Origin of the sequence: Spiroplasma corruscae, from assembly GCF_002237575.1 — a bacterium.
Lineage (GTDB): Bacteria > Bacillota_I > Bacilli_A > Mycoplasmatales > Mycoplasmataceae > Spiroplasma_A > Spiroplasma_A corruscae.
Genome location: NZ_CP022535.1, coordinates 1,009,954 through 1,030,260, shown reverse-complemented (window position 1 = coordinate 1,030,260; position 20,307 = coordinate 1,009,954). Strand labels below are relative to the sequence as shown.

At 26.5% G+C, this 20,307-nt stretch carries 20 protein-coding genes and 1 tRNA gene; 19 read left to right on the top strand and 2 right to left on the bottom strand.

The features are described 5' to 3' along the window. Positions 1–739 precede the first annotated feature (739 nt). Positions 740–1,012, bottom strand: a complete 273-nt coding sequence (locus SCORR_RS04520) for a hypothetical protein (protein ID WP_094049582.1) — start codon at positions 1,010–1,012, stop codon at positions 740–742. Positions 1,013–1,395: 383 nt separating this feature from the next. Between SCORR_RS04520 and SCORR_RS04510 the strand changes: the two genes are divergently transcribed. The 4 genes from SCORR_RS04510 (at position 1,396) to SCORR_RS04495 (ending at position 4,407) form a co-directional block, all read left to right on the top strand. Beyond that, positions 1,396–1,486 (top strand) — tRNA-Ser (locus tag SCORR_RS04510). Positions 1,487–1,565: 79 nt separating this feature from the next. Continuing rightward, positions 1,566–2,153 carry a hypothetical protein gene (locus tag SCORR_RS04505; protein WP_094049578.1) on the top strand — a complete coding sequence of 196 codons (588 nt, stop codon included), beginning with the start codon at positions 1,566–1,568 and terminating at the stop codon, positions 2,151–2,153. Further along, positions 2,153–3,577: a proline--tRNA ligase gene (gene proS, locus SCORR_RS04500; protein ID WP_094049576.1), complete on the top strand. Its 1,425-nt coding sequence runs from the start codon at positions 2,153–2,155 to the stop codon at positions 3,575–3,577. Before SCORR_RS04505 ends, proS begins: the two co-directional genes overlap by 1 nt. Further along, complete coding sequence (locus SCORR_RS04495; RefSeq protein ID WP_094049574.1) at positions 3,577–4,407, top strand: SDR family NAD(P)-dependent oxidoreductase; 831 nt, start codon at positions 3,577–3,579, stop codon at positions 4,405–4,407. The genes proS and SCORR_RS04495 overlap by 1 nt, the downstream gene beginning before the upstream one ends. Here SCORR_RS04495 and SCORR_RS04490 read toward each other — a convergent pair whose 3' ends face one another. Beyond that, complete coding sequence (locus tag SCORR_RS04490; protein ID WP_094049572.1) at positions 4,408–5,493, bottom strand: Fic family protein; 1,086 nt, start codon at positions 5,491–5,493, stop codon at positions 4,408–4,410. It abuts the gene before it with no gap. 106 nt (positions 5,494–5,599) lie between these two features. Here SCORR_RS04490 and SCORR_RS04485 point away from each other — a divergent pair, with 106 nt between their 5' ends. The 15 genes from SCORR_RS04485 (at position 5,600) to pfkA (ending at position 20,299) form a co-directional block, all read left to right on the top strand. Next, positions 5,600–6,118: a DUF402 domain-containing protein gene (locus SCORR_RS04485; RefSeq protein WP_094049570.1), complete on the top strand. Its 519-nt coding sequence runs from the start codon at positions 5,600–5,602 to the stop codon at positions 6,116–6,118. A 15-nt stretch (positions 6,119–6,133) separates the two neighbouring features. Further along, entirely contained in the window at positions 6,134–7,936 is a 1,803-nt protein-coding gene (lepA, locus tag SCORR_RS04480; protein ID WP_094049568.1) for a translation elongation factor 4, read from the top strand. A 75-nt stretch (positions 7,937–8,011) separates the two neighbouring features. Next, positions 8,012–8,860 carry a hypothetical protein gene (locus tag SCORR_RS04475; protein WP_094049566.1) on the top strand — a complete coding sequence of 283 codons (849 nt, stop codon included), beginning with the start codon at positions 8,012–8,014 and terminating at the stop codon, positions 8,858–8,860. Positions 8,861–8,927: 67 nt separating this feature from the next. Beyond that, positions 8,928–9,824 carry a hypothetical protein gene (locus SCORR_RS04470; protein WP_094049564.1) on the top strand — a complete coding sequence of 299 codons (897 nt, stop codon included), beginning with the start codon at positions 8,928–8,930 and terminating at the stop codon, positions 9,822–9,824. Beyond that, complete coding sequence (locus SCORR_RS04465; protein WP_094049562.1) at positions 9,790–10,467, top strand: M48 family metallopeptidase; 678 nt, start codon at positions 9,790–9,792, stop codon at positions 10,465–10,467. The genes SCORR_RS04470 and SCORR_RS04465 overlap by 35 nt, the downstream gene beginning before the upstream one ends. 28 nt (positions 10,468–10,495) lie before the next feature. Next, positions 10,496–11,467 carry a DnaJ domain-containing protein gene (locus SCORR_RS05500; RefSeq protein ID WP_094049560.1) on the top strand — a complete coding sequence of 324 codons (972 nt, stop codon included), beginning with the start codon at positions 10,496–10,498 and terminating at the stop codon, positions 11,465–11,467. Between the two features lie 14 nt (positions 11,468–11,481). Then, positions 11,482–12,177 carry a hypothetical protein gene (locus SCORR_RS04455; protein WP_094049558.1) on the top strand — a complete coding sequence of 232 codons (696 nt, stop codon included), beginning with the start codon at positions 11,482–11,484 and terminating at the stop codon, positions 12,175–12,177. 9 nt (positions 12,178–12,186) lie between these two features. Beyond that, positions 12,187–12,996, top strand: coding sequence for a hypothetical protein (locus tag SCORR_RS04450; RefSeq protein ID WP_094049556.1), 810 nt, complete (start codon positions 12,187–12,189; stop codon positions 12,994–12,996). A gap of 23 nt (positions 12,997–13,019) precedes the next feature. After that, positions 13,020–14,843 carry a translational GTPase TypA gene (gene typA, locus SCORR_RS04445; RefSeq protein ID WP_094049555.1) on the top strand — a complete coding sequence of 608 codons (1,824 nt, stop codon included), beginning with the start codon at positions 13,020–13,022 and terminating at the stop codon, positions 14,841–14,843. 147 nt (positions 14,844–14,990) lie between these two features. After that, positions 14,991–16,340: a phosphopyruvate hydratase gene (gene eno / locus SCORR_RS04440; RefSeq protein WP_094049553.1), complete on the top strand. Its 1,350-nt coding sequence runs from the start codon at positions 14,991–14,993 to the stop codon at positions 16,338–16,340. Positions 16,341–16,423: 83 nt separating this feature from the next. Further along, positions 16,424–17,341: a phosphatase PAP2 family protein gene (locus SCORR_RS04435; RefSeq protein ID WP_094049551.1), complete on the top strand. Its 918-nt coding sequence runs from the start codon at positions 16,424–16,426 to the stop codon at positions 17,339–17,341. Then, complete coding sequence (gene ruvX / locus SCORR_RS04430) at positions 17,334–17,762, top strand: Holliday junction resolvase RuvX (RefSeq protein WP_094049549.1); 429 nt, start codon at positions 17,334–17,336, stop codon at positions 17,760–17,762. Before SCORR_RS04435 ends, ruvX begins: the two co-directional genes overlap by 8 nt. Before the next feature lie 24 nt (positions 17,763–17,786). Continuing rightward, complete coding sequence (gene hpt, locus SCORR_RS04425; RefSeq protein WP_094049547.1) at positions 17,787–18,356, top strand: hypoxanthine phosphoribosyltransferase; 570 nt, start codon at positions 17,787–17,789, stop codon at positions 18,354–18,356. 2 nt (positions 18,357–18,358) lie between these two features. Further along, positions 18,359–19,234 (top strand): hypothetical protein, encoded by an 876-nt coding sequence (locus SCORR_RS04420; protein ID WP_094049545.1) that lies wholly within the window; start codon positions 18,359–18,361, stop codon positions 19,232–19,234. Positions 19,235–19,327: 93 nt separating this feature from the next. Next, complete coding sequence (gene pfkA / locus SCORR_RS04415) at positions 19,328–20,299, top strand: 6-phosphofructokinase (RefSeq protein WP_094049543.1); 972 nt, start codon at positions 19,328–19,330, stop codon at positions 20,297–20,299. Positions 20,300–20,307 lie beyond the last annotated feature (8 nt).

Sequence of the window (20,307 nt, the reverse complement as noted above, 5' to 3'; positions counted from 1 at the left end):
CATTTTTGGAAGTTGCATCTTAGTATAATCTTCTTTATCAATAGTAAATTTATTCTCAGGGATTCTAAGGTTTTCAGTGTCAATAAGGTTATAAACATCATTTCCAATTGAAGAATATTATTTATCATCTTGTGTTTTAATAATAATTACTTTTGTTCTCGGTTTTAAATATAATGATTCAAACCCAAAACATACAAATCATTTTTTATTAACAAAATTTATGCTTGAACCATTATTAACAATTCTTGTTGATCTATATGAGAAAATAATGTTAGGATTTTCTGAATTTTCAAATAACTTATTTAGAATAATTAATAGGAGTTAAAAATTATTCATTATATTCTTGAATTAGTATTGGAAGATATACATTCAGCTCTTAATTTGCTTTAATGTTTTTTATTCTAATTATTTGTGGTCATCTTTTTTGAAGTGTGCCAAAAGTACGTTTAACCAAAGCTTTTTCTTGTGGCATTGAAGTTGGTTTTATTGCAATTTTTAAAGAATGAAAAATAAACTGCAATTGAGTACGAACTCTGAATAGCCTTCAGAGTCTCTATTTATTTTAGAGCTAAATACATTTCTATTATTTGTTACATTTTTCACTGGAATATTATATTTAATAAAAGCTTCTTTATATATTTGATAATAACTCTCTGTAGTTTCCTGCTCACTAAAATAACCTGCTATATTTTTTTGGTAGATTTATCAATTACAATGTGCAAATGTGTTTAAAAACCCTTTACTCACTCATGGTTTGAGGCATTGGCTTCAAAACAACACCAATAAAGTTTTGTTCTCTTTTTTGAGATTGATGTGTGTGTTTCAAGATAGGTATAAGGGGTATTTTTTTATTTGGAATATCATTCATTAAATTTAAGTACCTATTTCTTAATTTGATTACTCTTTTTTTCTTTTTGTGCATTGTAAAAATGATTTCGTTATTTTCTTTATTATATTTCTTAATGTTGAATAACACACTTTTTTTTCAATATTTTTCTCAGTAATCAAACATGATAAAGTCAAAATACTTTTCTTTAAAAAGTTTTATAATTTAATCTTTAGTACTTTGACTTATTTTATTTTTTGTTGTTTTACCATTGTTTTATGAATAAAAGCCTTAGGTCCAATAGTTTTATACTCCTCAAGTTTACGACATATATGTCTTTTAGATCAACCAAGTGTCTGACGTTGGTGTTAATATCATTTACTTTATTTGATAAGTCACAAATTACGTTTAATTTCATTTGATTCATTATGTCTAAACTAATTCCTTTCATATGATTACCTCCAAGTAAAATTATACTTGTGCATAATCACTTATTATAAATAGGTATAAATAATTAAATTTAAAAACATTATAAAACAATGTATTATTTTGCTATAATTTTTTTGTATGGATTGATACTCAAGTTGGTGAAGAGGGCACCCTGCTAAGGTGTTAGGCCGGGCAACTGGCGCGAGAGTTCGAGTCTCTCTCAATCCGCCATTTAAGAAATATATTGCAAACTTTTTATAGTTTGCTTTTTTTTGTTAAAATATAACTTGTATGTAAATAGGTGGTAATTATGGCTAAAAATAAAGAAAAATTAAATATTGATTTATCTGAAAATAAACCTAAAAAAGGTATATTTAAAAAAATGTTTGGATCAAAATCAGAACAAAAAAAGATTTTAGAAACAATTAAAAATAAAAAAATAGAAACATTTTTCTTCTATACAGATGTAAATAATTTACTAATAATTCTTGAAAATGGTATTCAATTATTAAAAGAGAAATCGTTAGAAAAAGATGAAGAATATATTGTTTGAACTTATTTAGAACATAAAGAATCGATTGGTTTAGAGTTTGATACTTCTACAAGAGCTCATTTCTGAAAATGAGCAACTAACTCCAAAGTGGATGTAGAAAAGATATCTGTTATAGGAATTGATCCACATAAGCTAGCAAAATTAACAAAAAACGATTGAGCTTATGATGCTACAAAAAAGGTGGTTTATGTTTACGAAACTATTCCAGTTGAAGCAATAGAATATATAATGATTAAAGATAAAGCAAATCTAAAGCGTATAAAAACATATGTGGATTCGAATGATATTGATATAGACGTATTCTACGGGGAATCAGGAAACATAGAGAAAAAGGAAAAAAAATAATGGCACAAAAGCTAGAAAAAATCACTGCAAGAGATGTTGACTTTGCAAAATGATATACAGATGTTGTAAAAAATGCCAAGTTAATGGAATATGGTCAAGTTAAAGGTACAATGATTTTAAAACCAAATGGTTTTGCATTATGAGAATCTATGCAAAATTATTTGGATAAAGAGTTTAAAACGTTAGGAGTACAAAATGTTTATTTTCCACTTTTAATACCAGAATCTCTATTCAAAAAAGAGAAAGAACATGTTGAGGGATTTGCTCCCGAACTTGCTACAGTGACAATGGTTGGAGATAAGGAACTTTCCGAAAAATTATACATAAGACCAACTAGTGAGGTTTTAGTTGCGGATTTTTTAGTTAATGAAATTAAATCTTATAGAGATTTACCAATTAAGTATAATCAATGAGTTAGTGTTTTAAGATGAGAAAAAACTACGAGACCATTTTTAAGAAGTAGTGAATTTTTGTGACAAGAGGGACATACCTTTCACTCTACACCAAGCGAAGCCAAAAAACTTACACTAGATATTTTAGAAATTTATAAGAAATTTGTACAAGATGTTTTATTAATCCCAGTACTAACAGGTCAAAAAACAGACCATGAAAAATTTGCGGGTGCGAAAGAAACTTATACAATGGAATCAATAATGTATGATGGACAAGCTCTTCAGAGTGGCACAAGTCATTATTTCGATAATAATTTTTCAAAAGCTTTTAATATTAAATTTCAAAATAGCAATCAAAAAGAAGAGTTTGCCTACTCTACAAGTTGAGGAGTGTCTACTAGACTTATTGGAGCATTAATAATGACTCATGGTGATGATAATGGTCTTATTATACCTAGCAAGATTGCCCCAAAACAAATAACTATTATAACTGTAAACAATTCAGAAGAAGTTGTCAAAAAAGGTAATGAACTTTTAAATAGTTTAAAGAATATCTATAGAACTACAATAGATATTTCTGATAAGTCATTTGGATATAAAATGGCAGAGTCAGAAGTGGAAGGAACCCCCTTACGTATTGAAGTAGGACCAAGGGATTTAGCAGAGGGGCACGTAGTTATATCTGATAGAATTTCAAATAACAAGACAAAGGTTATGTTTAATGAAGTAGTTTCGAAAATAAAAGAATTGTTAGATGAATATGATAAAAATCTTAGGTTAAGAGCTTGAGAAAACTTTGAATCAAAACAGTTTAGTGCTAATACATTTGACGAGTATAAAAAAATAATTCAAGATACTCCTGGTTTTGTAGAAGTTCCATTTTGCGGAGAAATTAGTTGTGAAGATGATATAAAAAAGAAATCTTCAACTGTATCAAGATGTATCAAGGATTTTAATACAAAGAATAATGAAGTTTGTTTTAATTGTAATAGTCAAGCAAAACTTCATACATATTTTGCAAGGGCGTACTAATGAAATTAAATAAAATAAAATGATTAGATAATAATGGGTATATTGTTGTAACTGGAGCAAGTAAAGGTTTAGGCTTTGCATATGTTAAAGAATTATTAGAGGCTAATTATAATATAATTTGTGTATCAAGAAATACAGATAACTTAAATAAATTAAAGGATACCTTTAAACTAAAAGATAAACAACTTATGTTATTCAATTACGATCTAAGCATTGTTGATGAAGTATATAAGTTCTTTGAAAAAATTAAAAATTATGATATTTCTGTAATTATCAATAATGCAGGTTATGGTTTATATGGTGAGTTTAAAGATGCAAACCTAGATAAAGAATTAAATATGATTGATCTTAATATAAAATCATTACAAATTCTTACTAAGTTATTCTTAAATCTTTTTAATAGAAAAGATTATGGAAGAATAATTAATATTGCAAGTATGGCTTCTTTCTCTCCAGGTGGTCCTTTTTATTCTACTTACTACGCTACAAAATCATATGTATTAAGTCTTGGTCAGTCAATTAACACAGAACTTAAAAAATCAAAATCAAAAGTAAGGGTAGTGACGATTTGTCCTGGACCACTAAAAACTGAGTTTTGGAAAAATAGTCTTTCAGAAAAAAAGTATAAGAATAAAGAAGATTTAAAAGTTAAAACAATTAGTTTACAAAAGTTTGCAATAAAAAGCTTATTTAAAGCACTAAAAGTAAAAAATAAAAACTATATATTAGTTGGAGTAAAAAATAAAATCTTAAAAAGGTGTACAAAAGTATTTTCTGAAAATATTATCTTAAACAATGTCTATAAGTTTCAAAAGAGCAAACTAGTTTAATTAAACTATTATTTTTACAACATCTATAAATTCATAAAATGAAGTATCTTTAATTTTCTTAATATTATATTTATCTTTTATATCTTCGAATGCTTTTTGGAATTCTTTATCACTGACTTCACTATTGTTATCAAAAATATAACTTTTTAGCTTTGTAATTGTAAAGATTGGGTATCTTGAAATAAATTTTAATATCTTATTTTTAAGATTTCTCATTAAATTACTATCTTCAAGTAGTAAGTCATTTTTAATTTTTATAAGTAGTTGCAAACTATTTTTAATAACTTTAATATTTGTATCAAGTTGTTCAATTATTAGGTCTAAAAAAAATAGTATCCAATTATTATAATCCTTGTTATTATCTAGCTTTTCAAGCTGCATATAATATTCAAACTGGTTTTCCAATATGGATTTAGAAATAAAGAAATACGAATTATTTGATAAGTTAAAAGAGTTGAATATTAGATTAATTAATATTCTTCCAACTCTTCCATTTCCGTCAGAAAAAGGATGTATTTTTTCAAAGTATGCATGAGCAATTGCAACTTTTATTGGACATTTTAATTCATTAGGATATTTATCTCATTTCGAATCCTCATTCAATCAATTAATTAACTGCTTCATATATTCTTCTATATAAATTGGTTTTGGAGGATTATGATTTGCAATTTGAGCATTTCTTACTCTTAATAATCCAGGGGTTGCATTAATTGCGTCTGTAGATATTATATTCTTAAACAAGTTTTTATGCATTTTTAAGAATGAATCTAATGTATAAATTTTATTTTTTTGATAATCATTAATAGCTTCTTTTAGACTGCTTAAATAATTAGTAATCTTTTTACTTGATGGGTCTTCGCTAGTTAATAAATCAATGTCACTAGTGTATATACCTTCAATTAAATTTGAGTTCCTTGCTTCATACTTTAAAAGCTGCATTATTAAATACTGTGTATCAAAAGGACAGAATTCCATATATTTATTATATAGCTTAAATTTTTCCTTAATAATCTTACTTTTTTCAACAAAGTTATCTATATTAAATTCTATATCCTCAATGTGATATAAATTATCTTTATTCTGCATTTAATATATTATACAATAAATAGAGTTTTTGTCTTAAAAGTGGGGGGAAAACTTAATGTGTTATATAATAAGAAAGTAATGAAATATGGAATTGAGGTAATTATTTGTGGATTCTAATAAGCAAAAGTTAACAACTGTCCACGCTTATAAACATAATGGTAATTTATATAGATCCTGAGAAAATATTAAAATCTCACCCCAATCCTCAGAAGATGTACTTATTGCTATTAATGAGGATGTAATAATTACTGAGTTTAATGGAAGAAAATGAAAAACATCAGAGCCTGCACTTTGATTCTTCTTTCCTAATGAATGATTTAATATAATATGTATGTTTAAAGATAAGGGGATACAGTATTATTGTAATATTGCTTCTCCCATTTTAGTTGAAGATAACACAGTAAAATATATTGATTATGATTTAGACCTAAAAGTTTTTAATGACTTTAGTTATAAAATTTTAGACTTAAAAGAGTTTAATAGAAATAGAATTAATTGAAATTACTCAAGAGAAATAGTCGAAAAGGTATGAGCAAGTATTGATGAACTAAAAAGAAGATTAAAAGAGAATGATAATATATTTAATCATGAATTTGTAAAAGAGTTATGAAAAAATCGAAAATAAAGGAATATACAATAAATGGATAAAAATAAAATTAGAAACTTCAGTATAATTGCCCATATTGATCACGGAAAATCTACTTTAGCAGATAGGTTATTAGAACTAACTGGTAGTGTTCAGAAAAGGGATATGCAAGAACAATTACTTGATTCAATGGATATTGAAAGAGAAAGAGGAATAACTATTAAGTTAAACTCTGTTCAGTTAAAGTATAAAGCAAAAGATAATCAAGAATATTATTTACACTTAATTGATACACCTGGTCACGTTGACTTTACATATGAGGTTTCAAGAAGTTTAGCAGCATGTGAAGGCGCATTGTTGGTAGTTGATGCAAGTCAAGGAATAGAGGCACAAACATTGGCTAATGTTTATTTAGCAATTGATAATAACTTAGAAATAATACCTATAATTAATAAAATAGATTTACCAGCAGCAGATCCAGATAGAGTTAAAGACGAAATTGAAAAAGTAATTGGTATTGATTGTAGTGAAGCACCAATGATTAGTGCAAAAACAGGAAAAAATATTGAAGATGTTTTAGAAGCAATAGTAAAGCATATCCCGTCACCAAGAAATGCAAATGATAATGAAGAATTAAGAGCACTTATTTTTGATTCATATTACGATAAGTATAGAGGTGTTATGGTTTCTATACGTATATTTTCAGGAACGGTTAAAGTTGGTCAATCTATTAGAATGATGCAATCAAATGCTATTTATGAAGTTACTGAAGTAGGGATTAAAAATCCATATGAAGTTAAAAAAAACTCATTAGAAGCAGGAGAGGTGGGTTGATTAGCTGCATCAATTAAAACCGTTAAGGATGTTCATGTTGGTGATACTATTACAACTAGTGAAAATGGTGCTAAGGAGCCATTACCTGGATATAAAAAATTAAATCCCATGGTTTATTGCGGAATTTACCCAGTTGATAGTTCTAAATATAAAGATTTAAAAGATGCATTAGAGAAAGTAACTTTAAGTGATTCAAGTCTTGTTTATGAACAAGAAAGTTCTCAATCGCTTGGTTTCGGATTTAGATGTGGCTTTTTAGGTTTATTACATATGGATGTAATTCAAGAAAGACTTGAAAGAGAATATGATCTAACTTTAATAGCAACAGCTCCTTCTGTTATTTATAAAATAACATTAACTGACGATTCAATTATTGAAATAGATAATCCAGCGCTTTTACCAGAACCACAAAAAGTTAAGATAATAGAAGAACCCTATGTCAAGGTAACTATTATGACTCCTGATCAATATTTAGGAGATTTAATGGGATTATGCCAGGATAAAAGAGGAAATTATTTAGATATTGTATATGTTGATGATAATAGAAGAACATTAATTTATGAAATGCCTTTAAACGAAATAGTATTTGATTTTTTTAATAAACTTAAGTCAATATCAAAAGGTTATGCATCATTTGACTATGATTTATTAGGTTATAAGCAATCTAAACTTGTAAAAATGGATGTTTTATTAAATAGCGAAATAGTTGATGCTTTATCAACAATCGTACATAAAGATTTTGCTTATAATAGAGGAAAAAATTTAGTTGAAAAACTAAAAGAAATCATCCCAAGACAAAATTTTGAAGTACCCATTCAAGCCGCAATTGGGAGTAAAGTAATAGCTCGTGAAACTATTAAAGCTATGAGAAAAAATGTTCTTGCAAAATGTTATGGTGGAGATATTTCACGTAAGAAAAAGCTACTTGAGAAACAAAAAGAAGGAAAAAAAAGAATGAAGGCAATAGGTTCTGTTGAAGTACCTCAAGAAGCCTTTATTGCAGTTTTGAAAATAGATGACTAATCTTATAATTGTATGTGTTTATTACCTTTAATAGTTGGTAGAAATAGTGTAAAATATACTTAGGTAGGTAGGAACATGAAAAAAACGGAAATAACTAATTTATTATTAGGAATTTGAATTTCACTTAGTTTATTACTTTTAATGCCTTTTTTAATGCCTAATGGAAATAGTGGAGTACAGTTTGATTTTGTTACTTCTAAATCATTGTATTGGTATGTAAAATTTGTATATGTAATACTAGGACTACTTTATTTATTTACAACTTTTTTATCATCTTTTTTAAGTAATAAAGCAAAAAAAACTTTTACTATCATTAATATTGTAATTGGGGTTATTTCCGTATTTACAATTGGTATAAACCAAATATGAGATCTTAATTATTTATTATGACAAAGAAATATAATTATATTTGGTTCGTTTTGCCTAATTGTATTGAGTCAAACAATAAATATAATAAATCTTGTTGTAACTGAAAGAATTGCTAATATATCTGTAAATCAAGTTGTTGAAAACACTCAACAACAATTTATTAATGAAATGGGGCAAGAAGCTCAGAAAAATTATGTATTCGGAGAATCAATTGACCCAAGCACAATAATTAATAAAATTAATAGTATGAGAAGTGGATTAAACAAACCTTATGAAGATGCAATCAAAGAAATTGAAAAAACTGGTGAATTAAGCGGAATCAAAATAGATGAATTTAAAATAAATGAAGAAGAACAAAATAAGATAATACCAATTTCAGTAAAAAAAAGTAAAGTATCTCAAGAAAATGAAGAGACAGAAATTGATTTTAATGATCCATTGTCGTTCGACGAAATGAATGAATATGAAGATATTAGAACAGCAGAAAAAAGCTCAATTAAGCAAACATTTAAATATATGTCAAGAAGAGCTGATAATGATGAGAATAAACACTAAAACTAAACTATATTAAATAGTTTAGTTTCTTTTTTTTATAATGTAAAATGTTATTTAAGGAGTACTTATGGATAAATTAAAAACTGTAAAACCTAAAAAACTAAAAAAGTCAAAAGAAATAATTAATAAATTAAAATACAGAAAGTATAGTGCAACAAATGTAATTATTAATACAATAATTGTTACATCAAGAATAATAATGTTACTCTTTGCATTCTCTGCACCTGTAATTTTTGTTTTAGCCTTAATATATGACCAAGGACTAAGATACTTATTTATCTACACTCTTTCTTTAATCACTTTTAAAAAAGGAAACATTTATAATCAAGAAACTGTAAACATTTCTCTTTGAGTTTATGCATTAATTGCTATTTTTGTTTTAATCATAAGTTTTGTTTTTGGTATAGCCTTTCCTTTTTTAACTAAGAATACCTGAAAAAAAAGAGCTATCTTAGCTTTTAATTTATTATTTTGACCATTATTATTTGGTGGAATAATTTATGTTATCAATTATACAATTCCTTTATTTGGCAATTACCCAGAAGTAGGAAGTTCTTCTTCAATTGATGAAAATAATGTAATTGCTTGATATTATACTGCATTAAAAAAAAGTTATAGTTACAAAAACACTTGACTAATAATTCTACAATCAATTTATATAATAATAATGATTTTTGGTATTTTCACTATTTTTGAGGCTGACCTAGCAAGGAGATTAAAAATTATTTATTGAGATGAAAGTTTTAATGAGCAAAACAATTATTCTTTAATGAATCATGTCCTTGAAGGTAGGGTAAATTTTGGTGAGGTAAGCAGAGATGAAATAAAACCAAAGTTAAAAGAATTAAATATTGAACAAAAAAAGTTAGTTGCACAAAAAAGACTAAATTATATATTAGAAGTTAAGAAAAAGAAGCAGGATAAGAAAGATGCAAAAAAACTTAAACATCATAAAAAAACTTAGTTATAAAGGAAAAATAATAGAGTATTTTCTAACCTTTAAATCTCAGAGGTACATTAGATTAAAAGTTGTAGATAAAAAAATATTAGTATCAGCTCCAATTCAAGCAGAGGATTGAGAAATCGAAGGCTTAATATACAAAAATATTAGTAAAATATTAAAAGTAATGAGTAATCAGGGCTCAATGTTTAATATATCTGAAGAAGGGTATATAAAAATATTTGGACAAATTAAAAAAGCATTTTTCCTAGAAAATCCATCGATTAATAGTCCTGAGTATGTATTTAAAGTTTATGAAAACGAACAAGAAACAATAAAAAAGATGTATAAGAAGTTATCGATTACTCATTTTAATTATTTTTTAAAAATAATTAATAAATGAAAAGATATAATGGGATTAGATTTTAAAAACCTTACAGTAAAAGAAATTAAGAGTAAATGAGGTGTTTGTTTTCCTGAAAAGTCAAAAATAGTATTAAATATTAGACTTATTCATTATCCAATCGAGGCATTAGAGTATGTCGCTGTTCATGAACTTGCTCATTTAGTTCATAAAAATCATTCAAAAAGTTTTTGAAATTACGTAGAACATATATTACCAAATTATAAAAATATGAGTGATATATTAAAAGTGGGAACATTATAAAGTATAATTAAATTATTGGAGTTTAAAAATGGGTTGAAAAAAAGAGTTTAAAAAACTAAAAAAAGAATTTAATAAAAGCAACTCAGTGTTTGATTATTCAGACGGTGTTTCAAGCATTATTAATTGAGAAAGATCAATGATGAATGCAAGTTACTGAAGCACTGATAATTTATTAGACCAGATAGATTTTTTTAATAAGGAATTAAAAAATGCAATAAGTGTCCAAAAAATTCCTGATAATCTTAAACCTTATACCTGAAGTTTTGGAAGGTTTAATATAGAAGAACAATTTTATTCATACCCTGCCGTAAGTTATTTCTCATCATTTTATGAATATCTTTCAAAAAAATTTGATTCATATTCATCAATGGTTATAATTATGGGTTTAACAAAGTTTACTTTTTATACAACAATAAAGTTTTGGAAGGTCTTTAATTATACTTTTTCAAATAAAAACATTGATGATGAACCTTTGAAAAAAATATTTGAAATTATGCAAAGAACATCAATAGATATATTAGACGGTATGGTTGAAAAAGCATCAAGAATTGTAAATGATAGAAAATTAGATGCTTATAAAAATCACTTACTAATTGAAGAAATCATTGATTTGGGTGATGAAAATACATACCATTGATCTAAGATGTTAGATCAAGCCGTTGATATTGTAATTGAAACATATATGTTCCAAAGCAATTATGGAACACACACAAGTAGTGCAAGATTTAAATCAAGTTTCTTTGATGAGGAACCAGAAAACTTTGACGACTTTTTTGAAAAGACAAAAACAATTGTCTTTAATGATGAAGTTCATGATGCATTCTCTTATTTTGGATTAACAAAGTTTGCTAAACCAGAAGAGTTTAAAAGAGTATATAGAAAGTTTGCAAAACAATTTCATCCTGATGTTAATCAAGAACCATACGCAGCAATTGAAATGAAGAAAATAAACGTATTTAAAACCATAATTGAACAATACTTCGATAAATATGAAGTTTAATAAGAGGCTATATTATGCAAAATAATGAATGAGTAGAACTAGTTAATACGGCTAAAAAGTTTTTAAAAAACTTTGCAAAAAAAGAAAAATATATAATTGAATCCTTAGCAAAATTCAGTGAAGAAATCGTAAGGGTTTCATCAATTTATACTCAAAATAGGAATCTTTTTTTTAAATTTTTTAACGATTATTATATTAATTACAGTATTCAATGTTCAAAAATACTATTATGTGCAGATAGTGCATCTAATATTATGCAGTTAAATGACGGTTTAAATGATAATTTAATTTTAATAAATATTTTCAAAGAGTTGTTATTTCTATTGGATGAATTAAAATATAGATATTTACAAACAGTTTTATTTATTTTAATAGAAAATAACGAGATCTCAAGTCTTAAGGATTGTGTTTTATTATTAAAAAATTCAAAGTTTGGTAAAAAGGACTCATTAAATAATGAGATAATAAACATCTTTAAAAAGAAACGTATAAAAAGAGATAAGTTTTATGAAGAATATTTAAATAAAGACTTATGAAGAGATATTGAAATGATAAACAAAGATTCGCTTGATACTATTAATTATGGGTCTAATTTTATTAAAGAAATAATTTCAAAAGATGAAGAGTTTGAAGATGATATGATTATAAACATATGAGCATTGTTAGCTATTAATATTTGCTATGTAGACTATTTAAATAGTTTAAAATAAGGAGTTATTGTGTTAAGAGATTATGATAATTATAGTTTTCTACCATATGAAATAATTAATAGAGAAATTTTAATTTTGTTCTCATTATTTGGTAAAGAAAACAAGTACTTAAATGATATTCAGAATGAGTGGTTTGAAAAAAAAGATTTAGATTCATTTAGAGACTTTATAGAAATTTCATTTGAAAAGAATGAAATTCAAGAAGATAAAATTGTAAATAGAGATAGTTTAAGTTGCCTACTTCGTTTAATGGCAATGTGCGATTGTTTTTATGATTATCAAAGTATGTATGATGCAACATTTAAATTTTTTGTAGATTCGAAAATCCAAACAATGGATCAGTTACAAGTTTATGATTTTGCATTTAAAGAGTTTGCAATTTCATTGCTAAAAGGTTTCGAAGAAGCTTTTAATAAGATTAGGATTCTTAAAAAATATGAAGTTATTATTGATGAAATAGGTTCTGCTTTAAGACAACTTAAAGAAAATGTTCAATTCCATATAATGATTGACGAATTTTATAGACTAAATGATTTAATTAGTGATTTATTAGATATATTGGAAGAAAATGATGATGGAAATTCTGAGTTTGAATCAGATAATGAAGTTATTTTGTATAACTTTGCGATTTACTATTCAACTAAATTCTATTTTAGTTTATTATTTAGAGAGTTAATAATTCAACAAGAAGAAAAGTTAACAAAAAAAGTTATAATGCATGAAAAACCTTTAATAATGGAAGAGGAGCTTAGAGTTAATGAAACAAAATTGGTTTCTGATTTACCAGAGGATATTTTTTATAGAACCTTGAAAAATTAGATAAGAAAATTTAGGAGAAGTTTATGAATAAAAAAATTATTAATATTGCTGTTATTGCTCACGTTGATGCGGGAAAATCAACACTTGTAGATGCCTTTTTAAGTCAAGCAGGAGTTTTTAGAGTAAATGAAGAAGTCAAAGAACAAGTTATGGATAGTGATGATCAAGAAAGAGAAAGAGGAATTACTATCTACTCTAAAAACTGTTCAATAGAGTATAAAGATTATAAGATTAATATAGTTGATACCCCAGGTCATGCTGATTTTTCGAGTGAAGTTGAACGTATTATGAAAACTGTTGATACAGTTATCTTGCTTGTTGATTCATCAGAAGGACCAATGCCACAAACAAGGTTTGTGCTTTCAAAGGCGCTTGAACTTGGTATAAACCCAATTTTATTAATTAATAAAATTGATAAAAAAGATCAAAGAGCATTAGAAGTAGTTGATGAAGTTTTAGAATTATTTATGGAATTAGATGCTAACAACCATCAATTAGAGTTTCCAACATTATTTGGAATTGCTAGAGAAGGGATTGCGCAATACTCAATTGAAGAAAAAAGCACAAACCTTGAACCTTTATTTGAAACTATAGTAAAACAAGTTGGATGTTACCCAATTGAGTATGTTAATGAACCCACTCAATTGCAAATATCTTCACTAGCTTATGATTCATTTATTGGAAGGCTTGGAATTGGTAGATTATTTAAAGGTACTTTAAAAGAAAACCAACAAGTAATTGTATCTAAAAATGATAAAAGCACTATTAAAGCTAAAATATCAGGTTTATTTGTGTATCAAGGTTTAAAACGTGTAGCGGTAAAAGAAGCGCAAGCGGGTGAAATAGTTGTTGTATCTGGTATTTCGGATTTAACAATTGGGGATACAATTTGTGATACTGAGAATGTTATTCCATTACCACCAATAATTATTGAACAACCAACAATGAGTATGAACTTTTTGGTTAATACTTCACCATTTGCAGGAAAAGTCGGCAAGTTTTTAACTACAAGAAATATTAAAGAAAGACTAGACAAAGAACTTGAAGTTAATGTTGGTCTAAAAGTTGAAACTCTAAGTGATTCTAACGCTGATGGATTTAAGGTTTTAGGAAGAGGAGAACTTCACCTTTCTGTATTAATTGAAACAATGAGAAGAGAAGGTTTTGAAGTTGGTATATCAAGACCAGAAGTTATATTCAAAGTTGATGAAAAAGGAAATAAACTTGAACCTGTTGAAAAAGTTGTTGTTGATGTACCAACTGAATTTTCAGGTACTGTAATAAATAAACTTAATCTTAGAAAAGGCGTTATGTTAGATATGCATTCAGATGGGTTAAGAGATAAAGTTACTTACAAAGTACCCACAAGAGGTCTAATTGGTTTTAAAACTGAATTTGTTAATGATACAAGGGGTGAAGGTGTATTCGTTAAATCAATTATTGGTTATGAAGAATATAAAGGAAAAATTGAAGGAAGACTCAATGGTGTGTTAGTTTCAATGGCCAATGGTGTAACTTTACCATATGCATTAAACAATTTAGAAGAAAGAGGTATATTATTTGTCGGACCTCAAGTAGAAGTTTATGACGGAATGATAATTGGGTTACATTCAAGAAATAACGATCTAAATGTTAATCCAACTACTGGAAAAAAATTAACAAATACTAGAGCTAGTGGTAGTGATGATTCTGTTAAATTAACCCCACCTAAAAAATTTACATTAGAAGAAGCTATTGAGTTTATTGAGTGAGATGAATTAGTAGAGGTCACTCCTAATGATATAAGACTTAGAAAAAAATGATTAACTGAAAATGAAAGAAAACAACACAGAAATGATCCACATTAATATTAACCAACAAGTAAATGCTTGTTTTTTTTAGATTTTTTTCCCACTTTATAAATAATATTGAAAAATAATCTACTAAAAAGTAGATTATTTTTATTAAATGTTTTTAAATAGAGTTATTATTAGTTATGTAAGGAGAAAGTTTATATGTCAAAAATAGTTAATATAAAAGCATACGAAGTACTTGATTCAAGAGGTTTCCCAACTGTTCAAGTAGATGTAACAACAGAATTTGGGGGATTTGGATCTGCTAAAGTTCCTTCAGGAGCATCAACAGGTTCAAGAGAAGCATTAGAGTTAAGAGATGGAGACAAGAAAAGATACAATGGTAAAGGTGTTCTAAAAGCAGTTGCGAATGTAAATGATAAAATAGCACCTAAAGTTATTGGTATGGAAGTAACTAACCAAGTTGAAATAGATTTATTTATGTGTAAACTTGATGGGGATGATTTCAAAAAAAACCTAGGAGCAAATGCAATTTTAGGTGTATCACTAGCAGTTGCTAAAGCGGCAGCTAGTGAATTAGAAATTCCTTTATACAGATACATTGGTGGAGTTAATGCAAGAAGATTACCAGTTCCAATGTTAAACGTTATTAATGGTGGAGCACATGCAGATAGTGCAATTGACTTCCAAGAATTTATGATTATGCCAGTAGGAGCACCTACATTTAAAGAAGCTTTAAGATGAGCTTCAGAAACTTTCCAAGCATTAAAAAAATTATTACACGATAAAAATGATATTACTGCTGTTGGAGATGAAGGTGGATTTGCACCTAACTTTGAATGAGCATACAAAGAACATACTTTAGAAAATTTCAAAGCAAAATCACCAGTGGAAGTAGCATTGGACTTATTAGTTGAAGCAATTAAAATTGCTGGTTATGAAACTGGAAAAAATGGAATCATGATTGCAATGGATTGTGCAAACTCAGAATTATACATTGATGGTAAATATCACTTCAAAAAAATTGAAGCATTAACAGGAAAAGAATATGCTTTTACAACTAAAGAAATGATTAACTTCTTAGATAAGTTAGTAGAAAACTATCCAATTATTTCTATTGAAGATGGATTAGCAGAATCAGACTGAGAAGGATTCCAAGAACAAGTTAAAGTAATGGGAAGTAAAATTCAAATAGTAGGTGATGACTTATTTGTTACAAACCCAAAAATTACTGCAGAAGGTATTGAGAAAAAAGCTGCTAACTCTGTACTAATTAAAGTAAACCAAATTGGTACATTAACAGAAACAATCGAAACAATTCAAATGGCTCAAAAAGCTGGATGAACTGCTGTTACTTCACATAGATCAGGTGAAACTGAAGATACTACAATTGCTGACTTAGCAGTTGCGTTAAATACAGGACAAATTAAAACTGGTTCAATGTCAAGATCTGATAGAATTGCAAAATACAATAGATTATTAGAAATTGAAGATGAATTAGGTGATGCAGCAATCTATGATGGATATAAATCATTCTATAACTTAAAATAATTAATTTATATTACTAATGAACTTTTACTAATAAATAAGTAAAAGTTTTTTATTTATATATAATATATTTATGGTGAAATTCAATGGCAATTAAAAATGACAAAAAAATAAATAAGCACTATTTATTTTTAATAATTATGATAACCTTATTTCTTGTTTCAATCCCACTTATAATATTTGATTATAAGATTTCTCAATTGATTCCAATTTCAATGGCAGAAAATCCGTTTTCAGTTTTTTTTGATGAGTTTGGTTTTGGTATAACTTTTGTACCCATTTACTTTATGCTTCTAATATTCATATTAACCATATCTTCTGGCTTGATAAAAACTAAAAAGAATAAAAGGTTAATATATATAATATTTCAAATAGTATTCATTTTAGTAAACTTGTTATTTTATTACTATAATGATTCATTCGCTTACATTAAAGGTAATAAATATTTACTTACAAAATTATTATCAAGTATGATTTCAATTATTATTTTCTTTTCTACATACTTAGGAATAAATATATATATTTTCAAAAAAAAGCTTCATAAAGATTTATATTGATTGACTAATATTTCTTCAAAAACTGGATACGCTTTTTTTGTAATATTCTTTTCTCAAATAAGTTTACAGCTTATTAAGGTTATATTTGGTAGAAATAGACCAGACGATGTGCTTTTTAATAATCAAACTTTTTATTATGCGTTTGAACCAAATTTTAATAAAACAAGGGGTTCAAGTTTTGTAAGTGGGCATGTATTATCAGCTGGGTTATTATTTATTTTTCTATTCTTTCTATACATTCCAAATAAAAAAACAAAAATGATTAAAATAATACTTATAGTAGTATTCAGTATTATATCTCTATTGGTTGGTATTTCAAGAATAACAATGTTAAAACATTTTGCTACTGACGTATATTTTTCTGGTGTATTATTGTTTGTATTCTTTTATTATTCTAAGGATGTTGTTCATTGATTCAGGAAAAAAATGAGACCAAGAAATGTTTAAGTATATTGGATTAGATATAGGATCAAAGACTGTAGGAATTGCAGTTAGTGAAGGTTATTTTGCAACACCTTTTAAAACAATTAGATTTGAAGAATATGATTTTGAAAAAGCAGTTAGTGATTTATTATTAATTTTTAATAAGAATAATTTTGAAAAAATAATTGTTGGTTATCCACTGAATATGAATGGTACTAAAGGACATAGAGTTGATATGGTAGATGACTTTATTTATTTACTTGTTAAACAATTTAATATAGATGAAGATAAAGTAATAGTTAAAGTTGATGAAAGATTAACAACTAGAATAGCAAATAATATAATGAGCGACTCTAATATGAGCATAAAACATAAGAAGCTTAATAAGGATCAAATTGCAGCAAAATTTATTCTTGATTCTTACTTAAATCAATTGAAGAAGTAATATAATAGTTTTTGGAGGTAGCAAATGGATAGACACCCATTAGTAAAAAAAGTATTAGTTGATAAAGTTGAAATAGATAGTAAAATTGATTCATTAGCAAATGAAGTTAATTCATATTATAAAAATAAAAAAGTTAAAGATAATACCGTAGTCATAATTGGTTTATTAAAAGGGTGTATACCTTTTATGGCAAGTTTAATAAAAAAGTTTGACTTTCAATGTGTAATTGATTTTATGATTGTTTCATCATATGGAGGTACTTTAACAAATATACACGAACCAAAGATATTACATAACATTAATACAGATATAAAGGACGCAGATGTTTTAATTGTTGAAGATATTATTGATACCGGAATTACATTAAATTTCATGAAAGATTACCTTGAAAAAAAAGGTGCAAAAGAAGTAAAAGTCATTACTTTAGCATCTAAACCAAACAAATTAAAAACCAATATAAAACCTGACTGAAATGGGTTTGAGTTTGGAGATGAATTTTTGATAGGATATGGATTAGATTACCAAGAGAGGTTTAGAAATCTACCTTATATCGCTATTTGTGACACTGATAAACTAAATGATTGAGAGTGGTAATTATGAAAAAAATAGATATTGATAAAATTAATAAAAACATGAGCTCTTTAAAAAAAATGTTTGTTATAAAGAGATTATCATTTTATAACTTTATCGCAAACATTGTTCTGTTTTTTTTGTTAATAATTTCTGTAATTGTTAACGAAACGATATTAAAGAATATAATTATGCATTATATTAATTTAGGTTTCTCAGGGTATTTATTATTAATATTTACTTTTATAGGTTGATTCTCAACTGAGTACTATTATAGAGATATAAAAGTGATTGATATAGAGTGAGAAAAGTTGCATAGTATATTTAAAAATAAGAGAATAGTCGAGTTAAGCTCCATAAAGTTTATAATTGTGAATATAATTTTAAGTTTTGTTTCAGTAATCATTTTTATATTTGAAATATTAGCATCATTTAAACACAATACTATGGTTAGTGAGATTGGAATAATATCAATTCATTTACTTATTATTCCAGCATTTGTAAGAATGTTTGAATCAATTATTGAGTCACTACAAAGGTTTAAGAAATTATTAGACCACTTTTTAATAAAACAATTTGATACGCTTGAAAATTTATTTGAACATGTAAAGTTTGAAAAAAATAATACAAGATTATTGTTTTTAGACTATAACTTGGAGAGTAAACACAATATTTTTTTATTAACTTCCGACTATCTAGTGTCAGACCAAAGAACAGAAATTGAAAAAGCTAATGAATTAATATTAAACACATATAAGGAATTATGAAAACAATATTTAAGCGTTTTTACTATATATTTATCTGATGATATTAAAAAAGCAAGAAAAAGATTTTTACATAAGGTAAGAAGAATATTAATTTATTATTTAGTAATATGAGATGACTTCTTTGATTTTAAATAGATTTTATTTAATTTATCTTTTACATATTTTAACAATTTTTGTATTTATTTATTATAAGGTTTATTATTAATAATATAGAGTTGGAGGTAAACAATGATAAAAAAGATAGGTGTTTTAACATCAGGTGGAGACGCACCTGGTATGAATGCAGTTATTTCATCAGTTGTAAAAGCGGCAATTTCTAAATCAATAAAACCTTTTGTTGTCAGAGATGGTTATAAAGGATTGTATAACGATTGAATAGAAGAAGTTGATGCTATTTTTGCTGATAATATTATTTCAAAAGGTGGAACAGTAATAGGTTCCGCAAGATTCCCAGAATTTAAAGAAGAAGAAATACGAAAAGTAGCAGTAGAAAATCTTAAAAAAAGAGGAATAGAAGCACTTGTTGTAATTGGTGGTGATGGAAGTTACCAAGGTGCTGAAAAGCTTACAAAAATGGGTATTAATTGTATTGGAATACCTGGAACAATTGACAATGACATTGTGTCATCTGACTATACAGTTGGTTTTGATACAGCTCTAAATACTGTTGTTAGATCAATTGATTCAATTAGAGATACAATGCAATCTCATAATAGATGTAGTGTTGTTGAAATTATGGGTAATGGATGTGGTGATTTAACGTTGTACGGTGCAATAGCAACTGGTGCAGAAGTGTTTTCAACAAAAGAAAGTTTCTTATCAGAAGAAGAAATTGTGAAACAAGTTGAAATTTTAGCAAAGGAGAAAAAAAGAAGTGTAATTGTAGCAGTCGCTGAAAAAATATATACAGATGTTCATTCATTAGCAAGTAAAATCGAAAAAGCTTCAGGATATGTCACACGAGCAACTGTTCTTGGACATGTCCAAAGAGGTGGAACCCCAACTGCTATGGATAGATATTTAGCTGTAAATTCAGGTATCTTTGCAGTAGATAAATTAGTTGAAGGTAAGGGCGGACTGTATATTGGAATGTCTGAAAATAAATTAGTAGCAAGAGATATTGAATCGACATTAAATATGCCAAGAGTTGATAAAACTGAAGAATATACTAAAATTAGAGAAATAAACAAAGCTATTTAGCAGAAGGT